Raw genomic sequence first — 22735 nt, forward strand, 5'->3', positions numbered from 1 at the left:
CGGAAATTGGGGGGAGCACCATAGCATGCGAAGGGCGCGTATCACTCGCCGGAACGCATGCGCGGAGACTCCTCCCTTGGCTCATCTCCCGAACACGTTTTTGCGCTGCTGTGCCGGCGGCGGCTCGAACAGATCGTTTTCATCGAACGCGATGGTGTACCAGGTGCGATAGCGCTGTTCGCGGCGCAGCGGTTTTTCTTGCGGCGGGTTGCCCTGCAACATTTTTTTCGCCAGCACGGTGTGGGTCGGCCGACCGGCGGCATCGTAGAACTGCTGATCGTGATAACCGGATTCACGGATCGCCGCATCATTGATGTAACGGTACGCGCTGGCGAAGTACGGCCGATAGATACGCACCGTCTCGCCTTTATTGTTGTACTCGACCCGTTCGCTGACTCGCCAGCGCCGGGCCGCCTGTTCTTCCTTGGGACGGCCGTCTTCGTTGAGGTCCAGCTCGCCTTTGTCGTTCACCACCCAGGCCATACCGGGTTCCACTTCCTGTTTGGCTTGCAGCGCACGCCCGAAACCATCCCAGCAGGCGATGGCCGCGCGGATTTGCAGTTCAGGGTCGCCGGGGTAGCGGTCGGCCTGCAAGGTGACGATGTGCAGCGGTTCCCTATGAGCTTCGTCGACGTATTGCTGAAGTGTTTGCTCATTCGCTGAAGGGTTTTGCAAGCCCTCAAGATGCACGCGGGCGCGGCTGCAGAGGTGGCCGTCGGGTAATACAAAACCTTCGGCGCGGGCCCAGTCCAGCCAGGGTGCGGGAGCTGTCTGTGGAACTTCGCCCATCCAGCTGAAGGGGGCGGAGAACGTGGCCGTGGCAAAGTTGCCGATGGCCCTGTTCTTGTCGGCGATAGCCCCGGCCGGCGTGCGATCCTCGGGTGGCTCGTAGCCGCTGAGAGGGTCGAAACCGACCTCGACCCCCAGCTCGGTGCCGTAGAAACTGGTCACCAGCACTTCGCCGAACGCGTTGTAGCGCGCCTCCTGGGTATTGCGATTAGGGTCCTCGATACCGGCAGGCAGAAACGAACGGTAGTCGACGTCGAGGATGCGCGTGGTGCAACCGTCCGGCAGCGTGACGGCGGTGCTCAGGCACCAGTGGTCGTCATAGGCGACGCTGGTGATGCCATGGCTCTTGGTCTGCTGGAATTTTTCGACGTTATAAAAACCTGTGAGGCTGTGATAGGTAGGGAAACTTTTGCGTACTGACCACAGGTAGTCCTTGGCTTCATTGGAGTTGGCGGGTGGACTTGCTTCAGGCGCAGGCAAGAACAGATCCATGATGTGGTAGCCAACCTCAGGGGATTCGAGTTTCTCCTTGAGGTTGAACGGCATATTGCCGTTTTCGTCCTTGAGCTTGTCATAGGCGCTCAGGGCGGTGGCATCCAGCTCGGCGGTTTCCACGTAGTCGGGCAGGGCGTTGAAGATCAGTTTGTCCGGGTCCAGCAAATTGCCCGTGTCCGGATCCTGATAGCGCTGCAATGACAAACCGGTCAGCACCGCTCTGGCTGACCAGGCCCCACTATCCGCGCTCCAGCCAAGGAAGTTTTCGTGGTTGATGTCGGCGGGCTTGAGTTCGTCTTTTTCCAGAACCAGCGCATTGCCGCGCTGACGACAAGGCAGGCCCAGACGCCAGCCATCAAAGTCTTCCAGGTGGCTGTACTCGGCCTTGGCCTGGGTCAGATACCAGCACTGTTGAGCTTCGTCATGGGCGTCCAGCCACCACCTGTTTTCGTAATCTTCATCGCTTTCGTCACCGGGTGTAGCGACGGCGAAGGGCGGGGTGTCCTTGTCGGTTTTACGCCGGGCGTAGTGCACGACAAAACCGTGGGTCAGGTCGCCGAATTTGTCCCAGTCCAGATTGATCGTGTGTTGGATCAGCGGGTCATCGGCCACTTGCGGTTCGTACTGGTAGGCGATGCTTTCCAGCGCCAGCGGTTGCAGTACGGCGTAAGGATGATGGTTGCCCCTGGGCCGGAGTTCGCGCACCAGAAAGCGGTTCTCTTGCACGGTGTAGGGCACCGCTGTTGCGGGATCATCGTCGGCGGCGAAGACTTCCGTGTGCAGCACCGAGCCACTGAGTGCGCGGGCCATTTCGCGGGCGAGGTCTTCATCGGGATCGATCAGGCGACCCGCCGCATCGTTGAGGTGATACTCGTGCAGCAATGTTGCCTTCAGCGACACTGCGTGCGAATCACCGCGGTAATACCCGTCGTCGCCCATGTCAACGGCACGTCCGGTATGGAACCAGGTCTTGCTGAGGATTGGCGCCGTAAAACCCGGGTTGGCGCGTTCGGCGACTGAGGCTTCGGTATCGGTTTGCAGCAGCAGGCCGAAACCACGGAATTCACGCTCGACGCTGTCGTAAAAACCTTGGCGGTAGCTGAAGTTCTGGGTCAGGCGATTGCCGGTAATTTCATCGAGTTGGGTTTGCTGGCTGACCAGATGCATGGCGAACGGCAGGTGCGACACCGGCGCCTTGCCCGCCGCAATCAGCTCGGCCTTTTCGTCCAGCCATTCCTGGGCCGAACTGCGGTAACCCACACCCGTCACGGTGCCCATGTTGTTGTGGCTGGCATTCACCAGATACGGCTTGGCGCTGACGAAATCGTAACGCCAGTGCCGGGGTTCCATATGCGCAACGGTCAGGATCAGACTGGAACAGCCAAGCCCTTGCAGGTCGGCGATGCTCACCTGGCAGAGGCGGTCGTAACGCACACCTTCGGGCCAAGGCATATCGACTGACACCTGATCGAAGCCATTGCCGCCATGGTTCATGAACACCCGGAAATGGTCGGACTCGAGGTAGATCAGATCAGCGGCACCGGAGCCGTCCAGGTCCGCCAGTCGCACCCGCGAAGCATCGAATTCGGCGTAGTCGAAGGGCAAGGCGCAGAGCACAAAGCCTTTGCCGAATTTGCCATGACCCAGGTTCGGCCAGCATTTGACTTCGTTGTGGCGGATGCGGATCAAGTGCTGCGCACCGCTGCCCAGTGGGTCGCTGAACGCCACCAGTTCAGTCTGGGCATTGCTCAACAGCGGTAGAGAGTCGTCATCGTGAGGAACGTCGGCGCCTTGGCTGAACCCGATTTCACGACGGCTTGAATACAGCCGCACGCTGCGGGGGCCGATCAGTGCCAGATCAGTCAGACCGTTACCGACCAGATCCGCCAGTTGTGCCATCGGATGAAAAAACTCCGTGGGGAATGCATCGTAGGCCACGAAGTTCGACCAAGAGCGGTCGGGATTGAGGGTGAAGAACCCGGACAGACCGGGACGGGCGATTACCCAGTCGAGCTTGCCATCGCCAGTCAGGTCACTCAGGGACTGGCGAATCGGTTTGCTGCTATCGGCCACGGGAATGCCGGGCAATGCCTCCCAGTCGCCATAACTCACGTCGTTGCCACCGGTGGCGGCGCGCAACGGTTCGCGGTAGTACCAGGCCTTGTCACTGCTGAACAGCACCCCTGGCATTCCCTCGCCGTACAAATCCACCAACTGGTAACGCTGACCGTCATTCAGGCCGGGCATCGGGGCAAACGCTGCCCAGCCTGGACGCGCCGGATCGGCTTCGAAGCGGTTGTAGAAGAACTCCATGGGCGGGCGACTTTCCATCTGCCCCTGGTTGTCATACGCCTGAATGTGAGCGGCCGTCAGATGGTTGTAGCCCAAGGGGCTCTGACGGTGTTCGAGCAGCAGGCGCTGGACCAGCACCGGTTCGGTCCCCAGTTCATCGGTAAATTGATGAAACATCAGCACCTGCCGGCACAGTCGCCGGTTACCCAATTCGAAGCCGTAGGCGTAGTTCCAGAACGGGTCGCTGCGGACCTGCCATTCACCGGCGGGCTGGTAGGGCGGTACTTGCGTCAGGTCGGCGCTGCGTTCGCCATAGTCGAACAGCAAGTGGAAATGCCATTGCACATCTTTCCAGCCATTGGCACTCCAGGAGTACAAGTCGGCAGATGCCTGCGCGTTGCCGTAAAGCACTTTGTGCAGGTAACGCTGCGCACGGTAATCGCGAAACTGCGGGGCGGCCGGCGCGTCGGTTTCAGCCTTGTACTCGTACACTATGTGTTCGCCACGCAGGTTGAGACTTTCATCAATGAGCCAGACACCGACGCGGGACTTGTCGTTCGGATCGGCCCGGCGTGAAGCCGCGGTTTTGCCGTAGCAATGCAGGCTGCCGTCCGCGCCGTGGATCAGCCAGAAACCGGCCGGGTTGTCCGCATCGTCAACCCTGGTCCAGTGCTCGATCAGATCGAAAGCACCCTCGACCCGCGGCCAGTAGCGCACGACATGGTGCGTGCCTTGTTGAACGCCGTTGTACTCAGATACCGGTCTGGAGATGAGCTTGCCGTCGTCACTCTTCTCGGGCATCCACACATCACCGCCAGGCCCCACCACCAGATCATTGCCGTCGTACTTTGGCACGCCCTTGGTGGTGCGCAGGGTGATGGCGTTGGTGGTCAGGCGCCAGCCGATGCCGAACGGGCTGTTGCCGACATCGCTGCTGTAGCCCAGGCCCAAGGCCGGGACCATGTCACGGTTGGGGGCTTTGCTGATCGGCAGCGGCAACTCCAGCGATGCCGCACCGCTGGTGCCGACAGCGCCCCAGCCCTTGCCGATGCTCTGGATTGCGCCGCCACCCTTGGGAAGGGCCGGTGCGTTGATTTCGAGAATGCCCTGCTGTTCTGTGGCCATGGATGTGTCCGCCGTGACAGAAATTACATCGAGTGCGTTCAAGCTATCAGCGGTACTGGTTGCTGTAACCTGTCAGATCTGACAGGTCACCCCACATTCTTTGGAACAAACCATGTGCTCGTTCCTGTCTTCGATTACTTTTTGACCGGCATAAAAAAACCGGCCTGTCGTTGCCGACCGGCCGGTTTTCACTGTGCTGTGGTCAGTGCTTACTGCACTTCCACCGCCAGGCTTTCACTGATCTTTTTCTGCCAGATGGCGGGACCGGTGATGTGGACCGACTCGCCCTTGCTGTCGACCGCGACGGTCACCGGCATGTCCTTGACCTCGAACTCGTAGATCGCTTCCATGCCCAGTTCGGCAAACGCCAGCACCTTGGACTTCTTGATCGCCTGGGCGACCAGGTAAGCGGCGCCGCCGACGGCCATCAGGTACACGGCCTTGCTGTCCTTGATCGCTTCGATCGCGGTCGGGCCGCGCTCGGATTTGCCGATCATACCCAGCAAACCGGTCTGCTCGAGGATCTGACGGGTGAACTTGTCCATCCGCGTCGCGGTGGTAGGACCTGCCGGGCCAACCACTTCGTCACCGACCGGATCGACTGGGCCGACGTAGTAGATGAAGCGACCCTTGAGGTCCACCGGCAGGGTTTCGCCCTTGTTCAGCATCTCGACCATGCGCTTGTGCGCAGCATCGCGACCGGTGAGCATCTTGCCGTTGAGCAGGACGGTTTCGCCCGGCTTCCAGCTTTGCACGTCTTCCGGGGTCAGGGTGTCGAGGTTGACGCGACGGGCCGACGGGCCGGCTTCCCAGACGATTTCCGGGTAGGCGTCCAGTGGCGGCGCTTCCAGCGAGGCCGGGCCGGAACCGTCGAGCACGAAGTGTGCGTGACGGGTGGCGGCGCAGTTCGGGATCATGCACACCGGCAGGGACGCGGCGTGGGTCGGGTAGTCCATGATCTTCACGTCGAGCACGGTGGTCAGGCCACCGAGGCCCTGGGCACCGATGCCCAACTGGTTGACCTTCTCGAACAGCTCCAGGCGCATTTCTTCGATGCGGTTCTGCGGGCCACGCGCTTTGAGCTCATGAATGTCGATGGATTCCATCAACACTTCCTTGGCCATGACAGCGGCTTTCTCGGCGGTGCCGCCGATGCCGATGCCGAGCATGCCCGGTGGGCACCAGCCGGCGCCCATTTCCGGGACGGTCTTCAGCACCCAGTCGACGATCGAGTCGGACGGGTTGAGCATGGCCATCTTCGACTTGTTCTCGGAGCCGCCGCCCTTGGCTGCCACGTCCACTTCCACAGTGTTACCCGGAACGATGGAGTAGTGGATGACTGCCGGGGTGTTGTCCTTGGTGTTCTTGCGAGCGCCCGCCGGGTCGGCGAGGATCGAAGCGCGCAGGACGTTTTCCGGCAGGTTGTAGGCGCGACGCACGCCTTCGTTGATCATGTCGTCCAGGCCCATGGTGGCGCCATCCCAGCGCACGTCCATGCCGACACGGACAAACACGGTGACGATACCGGTGTCCTGGCAGATCGGGCGGTGGCCGGTGGCGCACATGCGCGAGTTGATCAGGATTTGCGCCATGGAGTCACGGGCTGCCGGCGATTCTTCGCGCAGGTAGGCCTCGTGCATCGCCTGGATGAAATCCACGGGGTGGTAGTAGGAAATGAATTGCAGGGCGTCGGCAACGCTCTGAATCAGGTCGTCTTGCTTGATCACGGTCATGAGTCGCGCTCCTCTAAAAGACGGGAACATTCAATAAGGTGCTTGCAGCTTGGGTGCATCGGTCGGTTGCAAGCACCTTTCAAGGCACGCCGGGCATGCTGGCGCGACGCTAAAAAGGCGCGGCAGTATAGCGCGCATCAAAGGCCTGCACACGCGCCGGTAGTCAATCGTTGGTCGCATGGAAGCCGCTTCAAGCGGCAAGTTACAAGCGGCAGGCGTGTGGTGATGGCTTTTGTGGCGAGGGGGCTTGCCCCCGTTGGACTGCGGAGCAGTCCCGGAAGCAGGCAACGCGTTGTGTCAGACGGATTACATGCGACGGTTTTACGGCTGCTTCGCAACCGAACGGGGCGGTGCGGCGGTCCGACAAGCCCCCTCGCCACAGAGTCCTGCGATGCTCTTACTATCCATCCCGAAAATTGAATGGTCATTTATCGGCCACGCCACTAAAGTGACATACGGTCTGTAGAGTAGGACGCTCTGTCAGTCTTCTTTCATTTGGTGAGTCAACGATTGACCCAAAACGCCATCCAGCGCCTGTTGCTCAAACGTTTCGCCCTCGCGGCCGGTACCTATGCCCTGGCCTTGCTATTGCTTTGGCTGGCGTTTTTTACCGGTCACTACGACGCGCCGCTTTCCAGTGTCGTCATCGGCAGCACGCTGGTGGTGATTAGCCAGGCCACCCTGTTCGCGGTGTTTTACAGCGGCTGCAACCTGCGCTTCGCCGATCCCAGCCTGACCGAGGCACAAGTGTTGCTCGGGCTGGGATGGCAAACCTGGTTGATCGCCCACCTGGACGAAGCCCGGGGTGCGTTTCTGGTGTTTTACGTCCTGATCCTGCTGTTCGGCCTGTTCCACCTGTCACGCCGGTCTTTTGTACGATGCGCGCTGCTGGTGTTTCTCAGTTTCAGTGCGATCACGCTGTGGGAGGGCTACCACTTCCAGCTGCCCGACCCGGCCATGGCGGTGTTGCAGGTCTGTGTGCTGTTCATCGTGCTGGTGTGGCTGGTGCTGTACGCCAGCCATGTCCAGGCCTCGCGAAAGCGTATGCGCCAGCGGCGTTTTGCGTTGCAGGCGCACCAGGACACTCTGCGGGGAATGATGCGCCAGCTCGAAGGCCTGGTGGCCACCGATGAGCTCACAGGCCTGTTCAATCGCCGGCATTTCCTGCGCCTGGCGTCCCGCGAGCTGAAGGCCATGGAGGCCGGTGTCGTGCATGGCCTGGCGCTGATCGACCTCGACCACTTCAAGCGCATCAACGACCTGCACGGTCATGCCGCTGGCGATCAGGTCCTGCAAGCCTTTGCCGGCGTTGCCACCGCGTGCCTGCGCGACGGTGACGTTCTGGCCCGCTACGGCGGCGAAGAGTTCGTGGTGTTGCTGCCCGACTGCGACGCCGACAGTTTGACTTCGTGCTGCGAGCGGCTGCGCATCGCGTTCACCGATGTCGAGTTGATCGGTCTGAATGTGCGCAACCTCAGCCTGTCCGCCGGCATGACCCTGCTGGAGCTGGGCGACGACCTCGATGACGCCCTGCAACAGGCCGATCAGGCGCTCTATCGCGCCAAGCGTGACGGTCGCAACCGATGCGCGGCGGCGTGGGAGAACATCGATGCCTGAGCTGCAGGTTGGCGAGCGCCACTGGTCGGTGGCGGCGGGCAGCAATCTGCTCGATGCGTTGAATCAGAACGGCGTTGCGGTGCCTTACAGTTGCCGCGCCGGCAGTTGCCATGCGTGCCTGGTGCAATGTGTGCGGGGCCTGCCGAGCGACAGCCGCCCCGATGCCCTGAGTGCACAGCAGCGTGAACAGGGCTGGCGCCTGGCGTGCCAGTGCCAGGTGGTCGAGGACTTGCAAGTGCACGCCTTCGACCCGCAGCTCGATGGCCAGCCGGCCGAGGTCGCCGCGGTCGATTGGCTGAGCACCACGGTGCTGCGCTTGCGGGTCACCCCGCAGCGCTCATTGCGCTATAGCGCCGGCCAGCACCTGGTGTTGTGGACAGGCAACGTGGCGCGACCGTATTCCCTCGCCAGCCTGCCGCAGGAAGACCGTTTTCTGGAGTTCCATCTCGATTGCCGCCAGCCCGGGGAGTTCAGCGATGCAGCCAGGCAAATGCAGATCGGCGATCCGATCCGTCTCGGTGAATTGCGCGGCGGCGCCTTGCATTACGATCCGGACTGGCACGCCCGGCCGTTGTGGTTGATGGCGGCCGGCACCGGGTTGGGGCCATTGTTTGGTGTGCTGCGCGAAGCGCTGCGCCAGGATCACCAGGGCGCCATTCGCGTCATTCACCTGGCCCATGATGCCGATGAACACTATCTGGCCAAACCTCTGCAGGCCATGGCCGCCAGCCGTCCGAACCTGAGTATCGAGCTGTGGACCCCGGCCGGGTTGCCAGCGGATTTGGCGCAACTGCGGCTTGTTTCCCGGCAAACCCTGGCCTTACTCTGCGGAGCCCCCGACAGTGTCGACGCCTTCGCCCGGCGCCTGTACCTGGCGGGATTGCCGCGCAATCAACTGCTGGCCGATGTATTCCTGCCCCGTGGTTGAGCGCTGACTTTTCAGACGCGAGACCTGCCATGACCGATGCCATCCAAGTTGAACGCGAACGCGGCCTGTTGACCCTGCGCCTGAATCGCCCGGACAAGAAAAACGCCCTGACCCGCGCCATGTACAGCCACCTGGCCGAAGCGCTGAAACAGGCTGACAGCGACCCCGAGATCAATGCCGTACTGATCAGCGGCTCTGCCGAGTGCTTCACCGCCGGCAACGACATCGCCGACTTCATCCAGCAACCACCGACCAGCCTCGACAGCCCGGTGTTCCAGTTCATGCTCAACTTGCTCGAATGTCGCAAACCGGTGATCGCAGCGGTCGCCGGTGCAGCGGTGGGCATTGGCACGACGATGCTGCTGCATTGCGATCTGGTCTACGTCAGCCGTGATGCGCGGTTGCGCATGCCGTTCGTCAACCTTGGTTTGTGTCCTGAGTTCGGTTCCAGCCTGATCCTGCCGCGTCTGCTCGGGCAGGCTAAAGCGGCGGAGTTGTTGCTGCTGGGTGAAAGTTTCAGCGGTGAACAGGCGGCTGCGTGGGGCATTGCCAATGAAGCCTTGGGCAGTGGCGAAGAAGCCTTGGCCAAGGCGCGGGAAATGGCGCTGCGCTTTGAGGACTTGCCACCGGAAGCGGTACGCATCAGCAAGCAATTGATGAAAGCGCCGGACCGGGAGCGGTTGCGCAAGGTGATTGAAGAGGAGGGGGCGTTGTTCACCCAGCGGCTGCGGTCGCCGGAGGCATTGGCGGCGTTGACCGGGTTTATCAAGCGGCATTGAGTTTTCGGTGTCTGGGCCGGCCCCTTCGCGAGCAAGCCCGCTCCCACAGGGATTTTGTGGACACCATAAATCCAGTGTGGGAGCGGGCTTGCTCGCGAAGGGGCCGGATCAGGCACAACAAAAAATGGATCAGAATGCAAAAGCCCCGCCATTCACATGGCGGGGCTTTTGTTTTTCAGCAACCGGTCACTCAGACCATCGGGTCGCCAACGTGCAGGATCTTCATGCCGTTGGTGCCGCCGGTGGTGTGATAGCTGTCGCCCTTGGTCAGGATGACCCAGTCGCCTTTCTCGACCACGCCACGCTTGACCAACTCGTCGATCGCCTTCTGGCTGACTTCGTTCGGCGCCAGCGAGGCTGGATCGAACGGGATGGTGTACACGCCACGGAACATCGCCGCGCGAGCCTGGGCTTCGCGGTGCGGGGTGAACGCATAGATCGGCACCGAGGAGCGGATGCGCGACATGATCAGCGGGGTGTAGCCACTTTCGGTCAAGGCGATGATCGCCTTCACGCCCGGGAAGTGGTTGGCGGTGTACATGGTCGCCAGCGCAATGCTCTCGTCGCAGCGCTCGAACTCTTTGCCGATGCGGTGGCTGGAGGTCTTGCTGGTCGGGTGCTTTTCGGCACCGATGCAGATGCGCGCCATGGCCTGAACGGCTTCCAGCGGGTACAGGCCGGCAGCACTTTCGGCCGAGAGCATCACGGCGTCGGTGTAGTCGAGCACGGCGTTGGCTACGTCGGACACTTCGGCGCGGGTTGGCATCGGGTTCTGGATCATCGACTCCATCATCTGGGTCGCGACGATCACCGCCTTGTTGTGGCGGCGTGCGTGCAGAATGATCTTCTTCTGGATGCCCACCAGTTCGGCGTCGCCGATTTCCACACCCAGGTCACCACGGGCAACCATCACCGCGTCGGACGCCTTGATCAGGCCGTCGAGGGTTTCGTCATCGGCCACGGCTTCGGCGCGTTCGATCTTCGCCACCAGCCAGGCAGTGCCGCCGGCTTCGTCGCGCAGTTGACGGGCGTATTCCATGTCGGCGGCGTCACGCGGGAAGGATACCGCGAGGTAGTCGACTTCCATTTCCGCAGCGAGCTTGATGTCGGCCTTGTCTTTTTCAGTCAGGGCCGGAGCAGTCAGGCCGCCACCGCGACGGTTGATGCCTTTGTGGTCGGACAGCGGGCCGCCGATGGTCACGGTGCAGTTCAGTTCGGTGGCGGTGGCGGTATCGACGCGCATCACTACGCGACCGTCGTCGAGCAGCAGCTCGTCGCCCACGCCGCAGTCCTTGACCAGGTCCGGGTAGTCGATGCCGACCACTTGCTGGTTGCCTTCGGTCAGCGGATGGCTGGTGGAGAAGGTGAATTGATCACCGATCTTCAGCTCGATCTTCTTGTTGGCGAATTTGGCGATACGGATTTTCGGGCCTTGCAGGTCACCCAGCAGGGCGACGAAGCGGCCGTGCTTGGCGGCGAGGTCACGCACCAGCTTCGCGCGAGCCTTGTGCTCGTCGGGGGTGCCGTGGGAGAAGTTCAGGCGGGCGACGTCCAGGCCAGCCAGAATCAGCTGTTCGAGAACTTCCGGCGAGTTACTGGCCGGGCCAAGGGTGGCGACGATTTTGGTACGACGGACGGACATGCAAAGACTCCTGAGTTCAAGCGCTGAGTGAGGCTACTATGCTCCGAAGTTGTAGTCATTGTTCGAATGCACTACTTATCGCTTTCTTTATTGAACCCCACAACTTTGCATCCGCAGCCTGAAGATTTCCGACCACGGGTCGATACAGGGTTCAAGACAGGAGATCCCCCATGCGATTCGTGCTCATTGCCGCCCTTGCCCTCAGTGTCACGGGTTGCACCCGTTGGTCGATGAACCATCATTTGAACAATGCCTACAGCGCCTTTGACCGGGGCAATTGCGAGCAGGTGATGCTTGAACTGTCCAAGGTCGAGCGCGACAGCCGCGCGCGGCCTTATGTGTGGCCGGAAGTGTCGATGATGCGCGGCCTGTGCCTGGAGCGGCAGAAGATGTTCATCGACGCGGCCCAGACCTATCAGTTCATCATCGCCTCGTATCCGCAAAGCGAATACGCCTACCGTGCCCACGCACGCCTGGAAACCTTGCAGAGCCTTGGTCACTACCCGACGCGCAGTGCAGCAGCGGCAAAACCGACGCAGTTCTGATGGCGGCAGCCCTCTAATCGCCGCCTCGGCGGCGAGGGGTGAGCTATAGTCGAAGGAACCGGTTTGGAGCCTGATCTCTGGAATCGGGGCAACACCTGTGACCGGCACAAGCAGGACTCTGCGCTACAACGACTGGCGCACCGGGAGCGGGGAGAGCGGGCAACGACACATGCGTACCCGTTCCGAAGCAGTAGTGCGGCTCTGCTTAAGGGCCTTGCATAGCGAAATTGCACATGTTCACCGACCGCCGAATCGAGCGGCATCAACTGCCGTACTTCCTGAAAGTGTTCAACGGTATCACCGGTAAACCCATCGGCTATCTGGGCAATGTCTCCGACGACGGGTTGATGCTGATCAGCCAGCTGCCGATGATGATCGGCGCGGACTTCAATCTGCGCCTGAAAATTCCCGCCAGCGAAGGTGGCCAGCAGATCATCGATTTGCAGGCCTGTTGCCTGTGGTGCCACGAAGACGCAACCCCCCAACATTACGACGCCGGATTCAGCCTGCAACGGGCTCCGCCGGAGTATGGGCAATTGGTGGAGGCGTTGAAGCAGTACTTCAGTTTTCAGACGTTGCCTGCGTCGGCCTGACTTGAAGTGTTGAAAGCTTTGTGAACGAGTCCGTTCCACATATTCGATTACCTGTGTCCATGGTTCCTGTTTTACGGCATCGAGCAGCCAAGAGGCGGACTTGTTCGCGAGGGCGTCAGCACCAACTCCAATTGAAGATCGATATACCGATCGTCTGAACTGTCATTTGTTACAGGTGTTTTTGCGTCGCGAAGGCGGTAGCAATGACACCGTGTAATGACTGGTTGTTCTACGAATGGAGATTGGAAAAATGGCAAACCTTCAAGAAGATCCACGCCCGTTAGTTGATATCAGCCCGCCCGATGTCAACAGCCCTCGTAGCGGCGAGGTTTACCGATCGCCTGTAAGTATCGACATCACGCCGGGAAGCGGAGGGCATTATACCGCGAAGAAGTTCCTGATCGATTTTTACTATGACGGGCCAAAGCTGGAGAAAGACGCCCATTTGGGAAAATTTTCACAAGCGCTATCTCCTGGTCCTCATGAGCTGCATACGCTGGGGAAATGGTTCAACGGCTCGGATAATGAAAATTCCCCATGGGTATTTATCAAATACTTTTATGTATTGACCCCGCCAAAGACGCTCTAGTTTGCAGAAGAACTAGTTAGGAAAGATTCGCTTTCGAACGCGCTGCAATTCTTACCGTTCGTCGTAACTGTCATTTATCACAGGTATTTGGCATTGGGTTCTTCGGGTATATCTGAATCCATCGCTAATGACTGCCGGAGAGTCAGCATGAATCAGGACACTCGCCCTTCACTCCTTTCACAGCTGTTCGACTCGACAGTCGGTCGGGAGCGGATCGCAGAAACGGCGCAAGGCCAGCGCTTCCTCGAAGAGAGCCGTTCAGTCTTGCAGTTGGTGAGGTTGGGGCAACAGGGACTGATGAACACCTTTGAACTCTCCAGCCCTGAGGCAAGTGTTCTGCTGGATAAAGCCAATAGCGTGTTGGTACACCTTGCGCGCCAGTACCGTAACCATCGATTGACCCGCTATACACCGCGAAACCCCTTGCATGAAACCGGTATTCGCTCCTGGGTGGAAGGTCCCGACTATCACCGTTTGTTCAAACTGGCCTGGGGAAATACCACGCCTGTGGGCAGTCTGGATGCCAATGATTCGCCCGCCGCGTACTTCGTGGAGTTGTATCGCAAGGCTCTTGAACTGGAAGAACGAGTGGTAAGTGGCGGGCAGAAAATAAAACTGCAGGATCGGCGTCCTGACCTCGCAACACGTGAAATCAATCCGGAAATGGCCTATCGGATCACCCCGACGGTGGTGCTGGTCAATGAGGTGCTCGATCGCATCATCGAAGATCATGCCGCCGCCTGGGGGCTGGAAAATGAGGTGGTTGATGATCGACTGCTTAACACCCGATACCCAATGACCACGTTGCCGTTCGAGTGGTACCAGGAGCAATGGGACTACGTGCTGAAACAGAACGATCTGTCCCTGGGCGATGTGGTGCGTATTGCGGATCCGGATTCTCCTTATTTCAAGAATCCGGGCGCTCACGGAAGCTGTTCGGATACCGCGATGCGCCAGTCCAGCGGACTTGGCCCGGCCATGCAGGCGATATTGCTGGAGGACCGCTACAGATTTGATGCGGCATCACAGAGCGCTGAGTCGAACCCGTATATAGACCCTCGCACGGGCCGTATTGACGCCGACCCGGAAACCACCAATGCGCAGTTCTTCCAGAACAACTTCGGCGCAAGTTACGCTGATTTGCAGGATGTGGTGAAGTTCTGTACCCACACTTCGATGAATTCAGACACGCTGGCCAGCCTGCTGTCGATTGAGCGTTACGCGCCCACGGTTTCTCCTAACGTGCCAACACTTGCTGTGCCAAAACCCAATATTTTCGGCTCGGTGTTCATCAATGCCGATGGTAATGAACCTGCAATCGGGGTGACCGAATCCGGGACAGACGAAATAGAAAGAAGGCTCGCAAACGCTACGCAGCGCCGATTCGACCTGATCAACCGGATGCTTCGGCTGGCCAGGCGCATTGATTTGCCCTACGAAGAATGCGATCGCCTGGTGGTTGCGGCCATACGCGCCGAACAACGCGCCCCGGTTGGAGATGAGCCCGAAGAATTAACCGCAACTCAACCCTACAAAATCAGCGGCAATACCTTGAGGGCCATCGGTCTTTTCCAGGAGTTTCGTCGCCACTACAACTGTTCGGCGGAAGATTTTGCAGCGCTGATCGACGAAATGAGCGCATTTGGCCGGGGCGAGAGAAAGTCCCAGTTTGATCGTGTGTTCAACGCACAATCATTGTTTGAAACGCCACTTCAGCTCGACGGTGGGGCTTTTGCCATTCACCCGCAAACAGAGATTGATCGACGCACGGTTGACCAGATTTGCAGTGGCCTTGGCATCAATCTGGAAACCTGGCGTTATCTGGCCAGGGTCGTCGCGGAGTGCTATGGCCTGCGCGGCGAACTGACGCGCAGTTTGCCGATTCTTTCGAGCCTGTACCGGGTGGTGCGGCTGGCCTCGTTCTGCGGTATTACTTCCATCGAACTGGCTGCGCTGCTGGAGACCATGAGCCCCAATGGCAGCGATTGGTTACGTGAACTGTTGGGCGCGCCGCGCATCAGCGGTTATCGGACTATTACCAAGGCCGACGTGTTGAATGTGCTGCATGCGGTGCATTCCTGTATCGAATGGTGCCGCGAAAACGATCTGGAGGTGATCTGGCTGGTGCAACACGTGGCACCGGTTGTGGTTCCGGTCTTTGCCTCGGAAGCAGAGCTGACATTGTTGCAGGAACTGCGCAAGCGGCTGGAACCGACCCGGTTGAGTGAGGAGACGCTGCTGGGGGCGGGGGTTCCGCCGCTTGCCGTCAGCCTGGGCAGCGACTGGCTGACGCTTCTGGACCAATTGGTGGATGAGAAGGGATTGGTGCTCAGCGGCCATGCCGTTGACGAAGAGGCTTACGAAACGTTCGCCAAGGGCGAGATCGACGGGGCAGTCGAGTTAGCGCAGATTGATGTCACCCAGGTCGAACGGGTCAAGGCCACGATTCTGGCCATAATGCTGCAAACGCGTGCGGCGCAGAGCGCTGTCGTTCAGGAAAGCCTGTCGGTTTACCTGAACATTGCACAAGACCTGGCACTGGTGGTTTTGCGCTGGGTCGAGTCGGGCGGGGTCTACCTGCTGCTCAACGAAACCATGCGTGTGTTGGGCGCCGGGACGATGGCCCAACCGACCATTGAGCTCGGTGATGACATTCTGAAAGTGCTGGCTCACCTGGTCCGGCGCACTGCGGTGGTGAAAAAACTGGCGCTGAGTTCGGCGATGCTGACCACCCTTACCACCCAGGAGCACTGGCGTTGGTTTGGGCTGCGGCAAATCGAAGAGCTGACCCTCAACTCGTTCTACCTGTTGACCATCTACGGTAGGGCGGTAGTGCACACCGAGGAGCCGGCCGAGAAGCTGCTGGCATACTTGAAACTGGTGAATGACCTTCCCGCTCAACTGACTCCGGAAGACCTGCGCCTGATTCGCGACGCGGCAGCGAGTTCACTGGCGCAGGCGCTCAAGTGGGGTATCAAGGAGGTCCTGGAGTGCGCTAACTACCTGAACTCCGAAAAACCACTGATTCGCGAATTATCCCAACTTGATTTCGTTATTCGTGCACGGGGCTTTGCGGCTAAGACCGGCCTGGATGCCAATGCCATTCTGACGTTGGGTGCGCTCAGTCCGGAGAGTGATGTCGTCAGTTGCCGTCAGGCGGCAGAACATGCCCTGCAATGCTTGTCCGAGTCGGCCATCCAGAGCAAGGCGCTGGAGTTCGGTGAGGTCGGGCAAAGTGTTGCGGGCAGCATGACCGTCTCCCACCAACAGCTGATCTGCAATGCCCCGGGCGAGTATTCAAGAGTCGAGGTGACGTTGCGGGATTTCCAGAACGAGCCTTTGTCCAACATCACCGTGACATGGGAGTGCGAACGCAGCGGCTTGCAGGACCTGGAGTCGATCACAGACCACGAAGGGCGCGCCAGTGTGCGCTTCAAGGCCGGTAGCTGGATGGGCCTGGCCACGGTGGTTGCCCGGTATGGCCTGGGGCAGCGGGTCTACGCGGAGCCGATCTTGATCGACTGTGATGAAGACTCCCTCGACTACCTGCCAGGCGATATCTCCGCACCGCCTTTTGATGAGAAGCTGGCGGGTGATCTCGAATACCTGGAACTGCAAGTCAGGCTGGTGGATCGGTTTGACAATTTTGCCATCGATCGCCCTGTTCGGTGGGGATGTACGGCCGGGCACCTGGACCCGGTGGTGTCTTATACCGACAAGGACGGTTTTGCCCGCACTCGAGTGCGTAGTCGCTCACCCGAAGACAACATCACTGTGACCGCGCAGTACGCGAACAAGGACTTGCTCAAGTTCGAGAACATCAAGTTCGTCGATCGGCCACGTGTTGTTGTGCTGGAGGCGATCTCACCCGCCGTGGCCGGGTTACCCCTGGAGTTGCGTTGCAAAGTCATTGGCCTGGATGGGCGTCCGGTCAAAGATGTGGAAGTCACGTGGCTTCAGGACGCGACGTCGCTTCCATCCAGCGTTACCAATGTGGATGGCGAAGCAACGTGCACTGTCGCCAATATTGCCAAAGGTACATTTGTATTCAAGGCGACTGTCACCGGCGGCAGTATGACGCGTGAAATCGATGTGGCGGGTGACGCGGTGATTAGCGGGCAAGCGGTTGATTACCTGCTGCCCGTGGCAGGTTCTGACCGGCCCAGCCTGCTGTGGGTCGAGGTCAGGGAAGCGGCGAACAACGACGCCCATCCGATTGCGCGCTATCCGATTGTCTGGAAGGTTGTCTATGAGGATGCCCAACCAGGTGATGATCCTCTGCCCGAAGAGCGGGTGGCAACAGATGCCAAAGGCCGCTCGACCTTTCCGTTCCTGGCCGACAAGCCTGGCCGATACACCGTAACGGCCACCGGTGCCAGCGGTTCGAAGACGTTCAATCTTGAAGTAGTCGAACCCCTGAAGTGGAGTATCAAGCTGATCGATACCACTGGCACCCCTGTCGAGGAAACGATTGAGCCGAACACTACGTTCAACTTCATCCGCGGACACAAGTACCGACTGGAGCTCACACCAGAAACCAACCTCGATCTCACAGGCGCACGGGCCGCGTTGGGTTGGAGCGGCGCGTTCTCCGCCAAGGCGATGGGGATGACATTCGCACCATTGACCGGGGCCTACAGCGAGGTGGTCGGCGACACCATGGGCTGGACCATCGATTGCGCGGACCTGCGCAGCGGTGAATTCGAATTGACCTGGTTGTGCAACAGGGTTGACCAGTCTTTGGTGTTGAAGGGGTATTTGGGCACCGAGGAGGCACAATCGGAATGGGGTTTCAAAGGTCATTCCTCTTTAGTAGTCACTAATCCGCTATCGCAAGAAGACGCCTGACTGCGCGCTGGTTACTGCCTGCGCTGAAAAAAACATTGAGGCCGACTTCGCGGTAAGTGCGACTGGGTCATGGCCATGAAAGGAGAGTTGCGATGAACAAACCCGTTATCGGAGCATTGGCAGAGCGCCGTCGTAGTGCATTGGTGGATTACTACCGAAGTCACGTCGCAACCACCCAGGATCAACGTCGTGAGCAGCCTCTCAACCTGACGACCATTGACGACGTTCAACAGTATCTGTTGATGGACACACAGATGACCGCCAAGGTCGATACCTCGCCGCTGGCCGAAGCTATTGCCTGCTTGCAGCGTTATCTGGGGCGAATCTATTCGAAGATGGAGCCCGGCTACAGCGATAAATTTACTGCGGATGAGTTGGAGTACTGGCACAAGCGCTTGTGCAATATCAGCGATTGGGCGGGTTATCAGATGCTTGAGGACTATCCGGAAAACTACATTTCTCCGGGGTTGCGCCTGAAAAAAACCAAGTCGTTTACCGAGCTTGAAAACAACTTGTCCCAGGCCCGTATCAGCGATGCGTCAGTTCAGGCTGCACTCTATGAACACTTGGGCAAGTTCGAGAAAGTTTGCAACTTGAAGTTGATATCCGCGTACATCGATAGCACCGACAAACCATCGACTGAGCCGAACGTACCGACCTTCAAGAACAGCCACTACTACTTTATCGGCCGACAGACGGAGCAGCCTTACTCCTACTTCTGGCGCAAGGTCCGGGTGCACATCAACGAGAAAAACAAGGACCAGGACTACCTCAATCCAGCGGCCTGGAGCGAATGGGAGGAATTGGTGCTGCCTGCCGGGCTCGAGGTGCTGGCGGTGCGCCCGGTGGTGTTCGGTGGGCGGCTGAGCCTTGTGTATATCGAAGGCGAACAAGCCAAGGATGAAAAGGACACGGACGGCAACATCACTAAACCCGGCGCCTGGACCGTGGAGGCAAAGTTGTCGTGGCTGGACTTGAGCGGCATCTGGTCGACGCCGGTCAGCTTGCGCAAGGAAGAGTTCGCCGTTCTGAACAAGGATGCCATACGTTTGGTGGCGGTAACGGTTGCAGGCCCTCGCAAAGACATCGATGACTGGCTGGCCGTAAGTTTCACTTCACTTGGTGTTGCGCCGGCTGCACAAGCCTGGCGCGCTGACACAGCACCAGGGTGGCTGTTTGCTTGTGTGGATGCCTATTCGCAGCCGCAACCGGTCAAGGTCGCTACGTTGCAAAGCTGGTCTGGCGGACGATTCCAAGACCAACGCTCGCTGCAGCACAAAGTAACTCGTGACGAGTATGCGTCGCTGAATCGGGAGCTTCGGGCTCCGGCGAGTGGTGGAACCATCGAGGGCGATCTCAGCGGTACGCTGGGAGTGAATCTTAACTTCAGCAGCCAGTTGGATGACAAAGGCGTCATTCAGAATCGCCTGCAGGTTCAAGGTTTGTGTCAGGCATCAAGAACCGATTTCAATTTGAAAGAAATCGTCCTGCTTTCTCAGCATAAATTTAATAATGCGTTTGCCTTTTTCGAGGTTTCATACGAGGGACCCACATCGGTACTGTTGACCTGCCATCTGCAAACTGCAGCAACTAAAGTCGAGCTGCTGTTCAAGGACATGGAGGAAAAGGAGTCTGTGTTGGGCGTTATCGAGGCCAATGCCTTTTCTGACGCCAATGGCTGGCGGCGGGCGACGCAAGTGATCGACTTGACTCAAGAGCACCTGGAGCAGTTGGCGCTAAGGCGGCCTGACGAAGCGTTTGGTGGTGCCGGTATGTCGATTCGTACCGGCCTCGGTGCGGCCCGATTCAACGATATGGTGAACAAGCTTTCAGTCAACGCAAAACCGCAACACCTCGGCTTCGGCTTGAAACTCTTTGATGGGAATACTCAGCTCGAGGCCCAGAATTTTGCCTTTGATCTGGAGCATTGGTATGCCTCCGGCTGGATTGAATATCCATGGCAGGGCGATCCGGCGGGCAAGACGTTGAGCGTGACCTGGGGTGATGACAACGGTACCCGAGGGCGTGACAAATACGACGTCACCATCTATCAGGCGCCCGCAGCCAGTAGCTTGCCACTGCTCGATACACAGGCTTCGGGTGCACAGTTTCTGGATTTGCAGTCGCTGGGTTTATCCAGATTACGCTGGGTTCGGCTTAATTCGCCGTTTGGGCCGGTACTGAAATCGAAAGTGGCGATGTCGATTGATGAGCTGCTGTCCTGGGAGACCCAGCACAGTCCAGAACCTGCTCCGGAAGGCGCGGTGGGCAGTTATGCATCGGTGCCGATGGATTTCAAAAGTGCCCATGGCATTTTCTATTGGGAACTGTTTTTCCATCTACCGTTCCTGATTGCCCATCGGTTGTGCGAGGAACGCAACTATCTGGAGTCTCAACGCTGGTTTCATTACCTCTTCGACCCACAAAACAAACGTGAAAAAGATATGCCGGTCGAAGAAGGTCACTGGTACTGCCGGCCGTTGCTCGAACCCGGTTATGCCGGTGCCGAAGCCGACAACCTGGTGGACCCGGACGCCATGGCGTACGCCAGCCCGGTCATCTATCGCAAGACCATCTTCATGGGGTACGTGCGCTGCATTCTTGCCCACGCCGACTCCCTGTACCGTCGCTTGACCCGGGACGATCTGGTGGCGGCCAAGTTGTTGTATGAACGGGCACTGGCGCTGCTCGGCCCCAAACCTGATGTCGCCCCCATGAGTCATTGGGTGCCGAAGTCGGTGACAGAAATCCTCAACCCCGGCGCAGCTGGCACCCCCTCGAAACTGGAGCTGTTTGAGCAGTCGATTGAGGTCAATGTCGCTAACCTGCCGGAACGGGTGATGGGAACTGCGCAGTTGGCAGGCCTTGAACTCGATGAATTCCGCCCGGCGACCAACGAGATGCTGCTGGACTTGTGGCGGCATATCGAACAATGCGTGTCGAACATGGCGAATAACCTGACTATCGACGGCAAACCGATGTGGTTACCGTTGTTCGCGCCGCCGACCAATCCACTTGATTTGCTCCGCGCACAGGCCGGTGGCTCATCGGGTGCTTCGCGCAGTGCCGGTGGCTGGTTGAACATTCCGCATTACCGTTTTCGCACGATGTTGGCCTCGTCGCAAAATGCGGTGCAGACCTTGATGCGATTCGGTCAGCAGGTGCTGCAGTTCATGGAGCAACGTGATCGCGGGCAATTGGAGGAGTTGCAACAAAGCCATTTGATTGAGCTGAGTACGTTTGCCGAGGAGATACAGAAAGCGACGATCGATCAGTTGAAGGCAGCAAAAGACGGGTTGGGGAAAAGCAAGGCAGTGCTTCAAAAGCGTGCGAATTATTACAAGGAGCAGCAATCGTCAGGTTTGCTGGCGCTGGAAATCTATAGCGATTACCTGGGAGGAGTAGGCCGGTTACTGGGGGCTGCGGCGTTCATTCCTGAGGTAGCTGCCGGAGTTGCAACACTGGCGGGAAAATTTGGAGCGTGGGGCGGTGCAGTAGGTCTGTTCCCAGCGGCTGTCGTAACGAAAGAGACAGGAGACGCAGGTGCACCCATGCTCAGTGCAGCATCTGTATTAGCAGGATCAGGGGCGCTTACATTTGCGGCATCCGAGGCTCTGCGTCTTACCGCTCACTACAATCGCCGTGCCGCCGAATGGAGTTTTCAAGAACAACAGGCCACCGCAGAAATAGACATTATCGACGAGCAGATCCTCGCCCAGAATCATGCAATTGCTGCCGCCGAGGCCAGTTTGCGCCAAGCCAAAAAGAGCGCCGAGCAGGCCCAGGCGATCTACTCGTTCCACAAAACCCGAACCACTAATGTCGAATTGTATCGCTGGTTGCTGAGCCAGATGGCCACCCACTACTACCAGGCGCATGACGCCGTGGTCGGGCTGTGCCTGAGCGCCCAGGCTTCCTGGCAATACGAAATGGGCGATTACGACACCACCTTCGTGCGCCCCAACGTGTGGATGGACAACTATCACGGCTTGATGGCCGGTGAGTCCATGGCCCTGGACCTATTGCGCATGGAGTCAGCTTTTCTCCATCGTCACGAGCGGCGCCTGGAGTTGGTCAAGACCATTTCCCTGCGTCAACTGTTCGATGCCAATGCCAAGGATGATCCGGCTCAGGATGACTGGGCTGAGGTCCTGAAAAAATTCAAGGACGAGGGAAGCCTGGATTTCGAGTTCCCCCAGAAGCTGTTCGATTGCAACTATCCGGGCCATTACTGCCGACAGATCACCAACCTGGACGTGACTTTGCCGGTGGTGTTGGGGCCTTATCAGGATGTGCAACTTGTCCTCACTCAGGTATCGAGCATCACGGCTGTCAAACCCGTCGTCGCATCACTGGATTACCTCTATGCGCCCGATGCGTCGCGCACGCCACCTGACATCAAACTCAACTTGCGTAACAGCCAGCAAATTGCAGTGTCCACCGGTATCGACGATAGCGGCCAGTACATGATGAGTTTCGGTGATGAGCGCTACCAGCCTTTCGAAGGGACGGGCGCTGTATCGAAGTGGAGACTCGAGTTGCCGATGGGCAAAGAAGACAAGCAAGAGGCTCTGAAGGATAGCCTGACGGACATCATTGTGCGTGTTCGCTACCTTGCCTTCATGGGGAACACTACGTACCGGGAAAAAGTTCTGGACAAACTTAAATCAGTTTCCAAGAGCTGAATGGCTGATCTCTGAGCAGTGCACCGGCATCAGATATTGAGGCCGGACAATACCAACTCCACCATCGGTGAGGCA

At 58.9% G+C, this 22735-nt stretch carries 11 protein-coding genes; 8 read left to right on the forward strand and 3 right to left on the reverse strand.

The window, feature by feature from the left end; genetic code table 11:
* Positions 1-81: 81 nt before the first annotated feature.
* Entirely contained in the window at positions 82-4701 is a 4620-nt protein-coding gene (locus ABIA48_RS20575; protein WP_429490956.1) for a SpvB/TcaC N-terminal domain-containing protein, read from the reverse strand.
* A 209-nt stretch (positions 4702-4910) separates the two neighbouring features.
* A complete protein-coding gene (locus ABIA48_RS20580) occupies positions 4911-6434 on the reverse strand; it encodes a fumarate hydratase (RefSeq protein ID WP_007993671.1) in 1524 nt (507 codons plus the stop codon).
* Positions 6435-6944: 510 nt separating this feature from the next.
* On the opposite strand from ABIA48_RS20580, the gene ABIA48_RS20585 reads away from it, so the two are divergent.
* From ABIA48_RS20585 to ABIA48_RS20595, 3 genes are read left to right on the forward strand one after another with little or no spacing between them, the layout of a single operon-like run.
* Positions 6945-8051 (forward strand): GGDEF domain-containing protein, encoded by a 1107-nt coding sequence (locus tag ABIA48_RS20585; RefSeq protein ID WP_429490958.1) that lies wholly within the window; start codon positions 6945-6947, stop codon positions 8049-8051.
* Positions 8044-8979 carry an iron-sulfur-binding ferredoxin reductase gene (locus ABIA48_RS20590; RefSeq protein ID WP_429490960.1) on the forward strand — a complete coding sequence of 312 codons (936 nt, stop codon included), beginning with the start codon at positions 8044-8046 and terminating at the stop codon, positions 8977-8979. The genes ABIA48_RS20585 and ABIA48_RS20590 overlap by 8 nt, the downstream gene beginning before the upstream one ends.
* A 29-nt stretch (positions 8980-9008) precedes the next feature.
* Positions 9009-9758, forward strand: a complete 750-nt coding sequence (locus ABIA48_RS20595) for an enoyl-CoA hydratase-related protein (RefSeq protein ID WP_429490962.1) — start codon at positions 9009-9011, stop codon at positions 9756-9758.
* Positions 9759-9948: 190 nt separating this feature from the next.
* Here the strand turns inward: ABIA48_RS20595 and pyk are convergent, their stop codons facing one another.
* Complete coding sequence (gene pyk / locus ABIA48_RS20600; RefSeq protein WP_007986125.1) at positions 9949-11400, reverse strand: pyruvate kinase; 1452 nt, start codon at positions 11398-11400, stop codon at positions 9949-9951.
* A 170-nt stretch (positions 11401-11570) separates the two neighbouring features.
* On the opposite strand from pyk, the gene ABIA48_RS20605 reads away from it, so the two are divergent.
* From ABIA48_RS20605 to ABIA48_RS20625, 5 genes are all read left to right on the forward strand, one after another.
* A complete protein-coding gene (locus ABIA48_RS20605) occupies positions 11571-11945 on the forward strand; it encodes a tetratricopeptide repeat protein (RefSeq protein WP_429490965.1) in 375 nt (124 codons plus the stop codon).
* 233 nt (positions 11946-12178) lie between these two features.
* Positions 12179-12538 carry a PilZ domain-containing protein gene (locus ABIA48_RS20610; protein ID WP_429490967.1) on the forward strand — a complete coding sequence of 120 codons (360 nt, stop codon included), beginning with the start codon at positions 12179-12181 and terminating at the stop codon, positions 12536-12538.
* Between the two features lie 250 nt (positions 12539-12788).
* Positions 12789-13127 carry a hypothetical protein gene (locus tag ABIA48_RS20615; RefSeq protein WP_429490969.1) on the forward strand — a complete coding sequence of 113 codons (339 nt, stop codon included), beginning with the start codon at positions 12789-12791 and terminating at the stop codon, positions 13125-13127.
* Positions 13128-13274: 147 nt separating this feature from the next.
* A complete protein-coding gene (locus ABIA48_RS20620) occupies positions 13275-17975 on the forward strand; it encodes a Tc toxin subunit A (RefSeq protein ID WP_429490971.1) in 4701 nt (1566 codons plus the stop codon).
* Positions 17976-18067: 92 nt separating this feature from the next.
* The gene (locus ABIA48_RS20625; RefSeq protein WP_429490973.1) at positions 18068-22660 is read left to right on the forward strand and encodes a neuraminidase-like domain-containing protein; all 4593 of its coding nucleotides are present in this window, start codon (positions 18068-18070) and stop codon (positions 22658-22660) included.
* Positions 22661-22735 lie beyond the last annotated feature (75 nt).

This window comes from Pseudomonas sp. S30_BP2TU TE3576 (genome assembly GCF_050436025.1).
In the GTDB taxonomy this organism is placed as follows: Bacteria; Pseudomonadota; Gammaproteobacteria; order Pseudomonadales; family Pseudomonadaceae; genus Aquipseudomonas.

Excerpts from the sequence above, each read along its gene's own strand:
- ABIA48_RS20580 (WP_007993671.1), bottom strand. The coding sequence starts at position 6,434 with ATGACCGTGATCAAGCAAGACGACCTGATTCAGAGCGTTGCCGACGCC.
- pyk (WP_007986125.1), bottom strand. The coding sequence starts at position 11,400 with ATGTCCGTCCGTCGTACCAAAATCGTCGCCACCCTTGGCCCGGCCAGT.
- ABIA48_RS20575 (WP_429490956.1), bottom strand. The coding sequence starts at position 4,701 with ATGGCCACAGAACAGCAGGGCATTCTCGAAATCAACGCACCGGCCCTT.
- ABIA48_RS20615 (WP_429490969.1), top strand. The coding sequence starts at position 12,789 with ATGGCAAACCTTCAAGAAGATCCACGCCCGTTAGTTGATATCAGCCCG.
- ABIA48_RS20610 (WP_429490967.1), top strand. The coding sequence starts at position 12,179 with ATGTTCACCGACCGCCGAATCGAGCGGCATCAACTGCCGTACTTCCTG.
- ABIA48_RS20625 (WP_429490973.1), top strand. The coding sequence starts at position 18,068 with ATGAACAAACCCGTTATCGGAGCATTGGCAGAGCGCCGTCGTAGTGCA.
- ABIA48_RS20595 (WP_429490962.1), top strand. The coding sequence starts at position 9,009 with ATGACCGATGCCATCCAAGTTGAACGCGAACGCGGCCTGTTGACCCTG.
- ABIA48_RS20590 (WP_429490960.1), top strand. The coding sequence starts at position 8,044 with ATGCCTGAGCTGCAGGTTGGCGAGCGCCACTGGTCGGTGGCGGCGGGC.
- ABIA48_RS20620 (WP_429490971.1), top strand. The coding sequence starts at position 13,275 with ATGAATCAGGACACTCGCCCTTCACTCCTTTCACAGCTGTTCGACTCG.
- ABIA48_RS20605 (WP_429490965.1), top strand. The coding sequence starts at position 11,571 with ATGCGATTCGTGCTCATTGCCGCCCTTGCCCTCAGTGTCACGGGTTGC.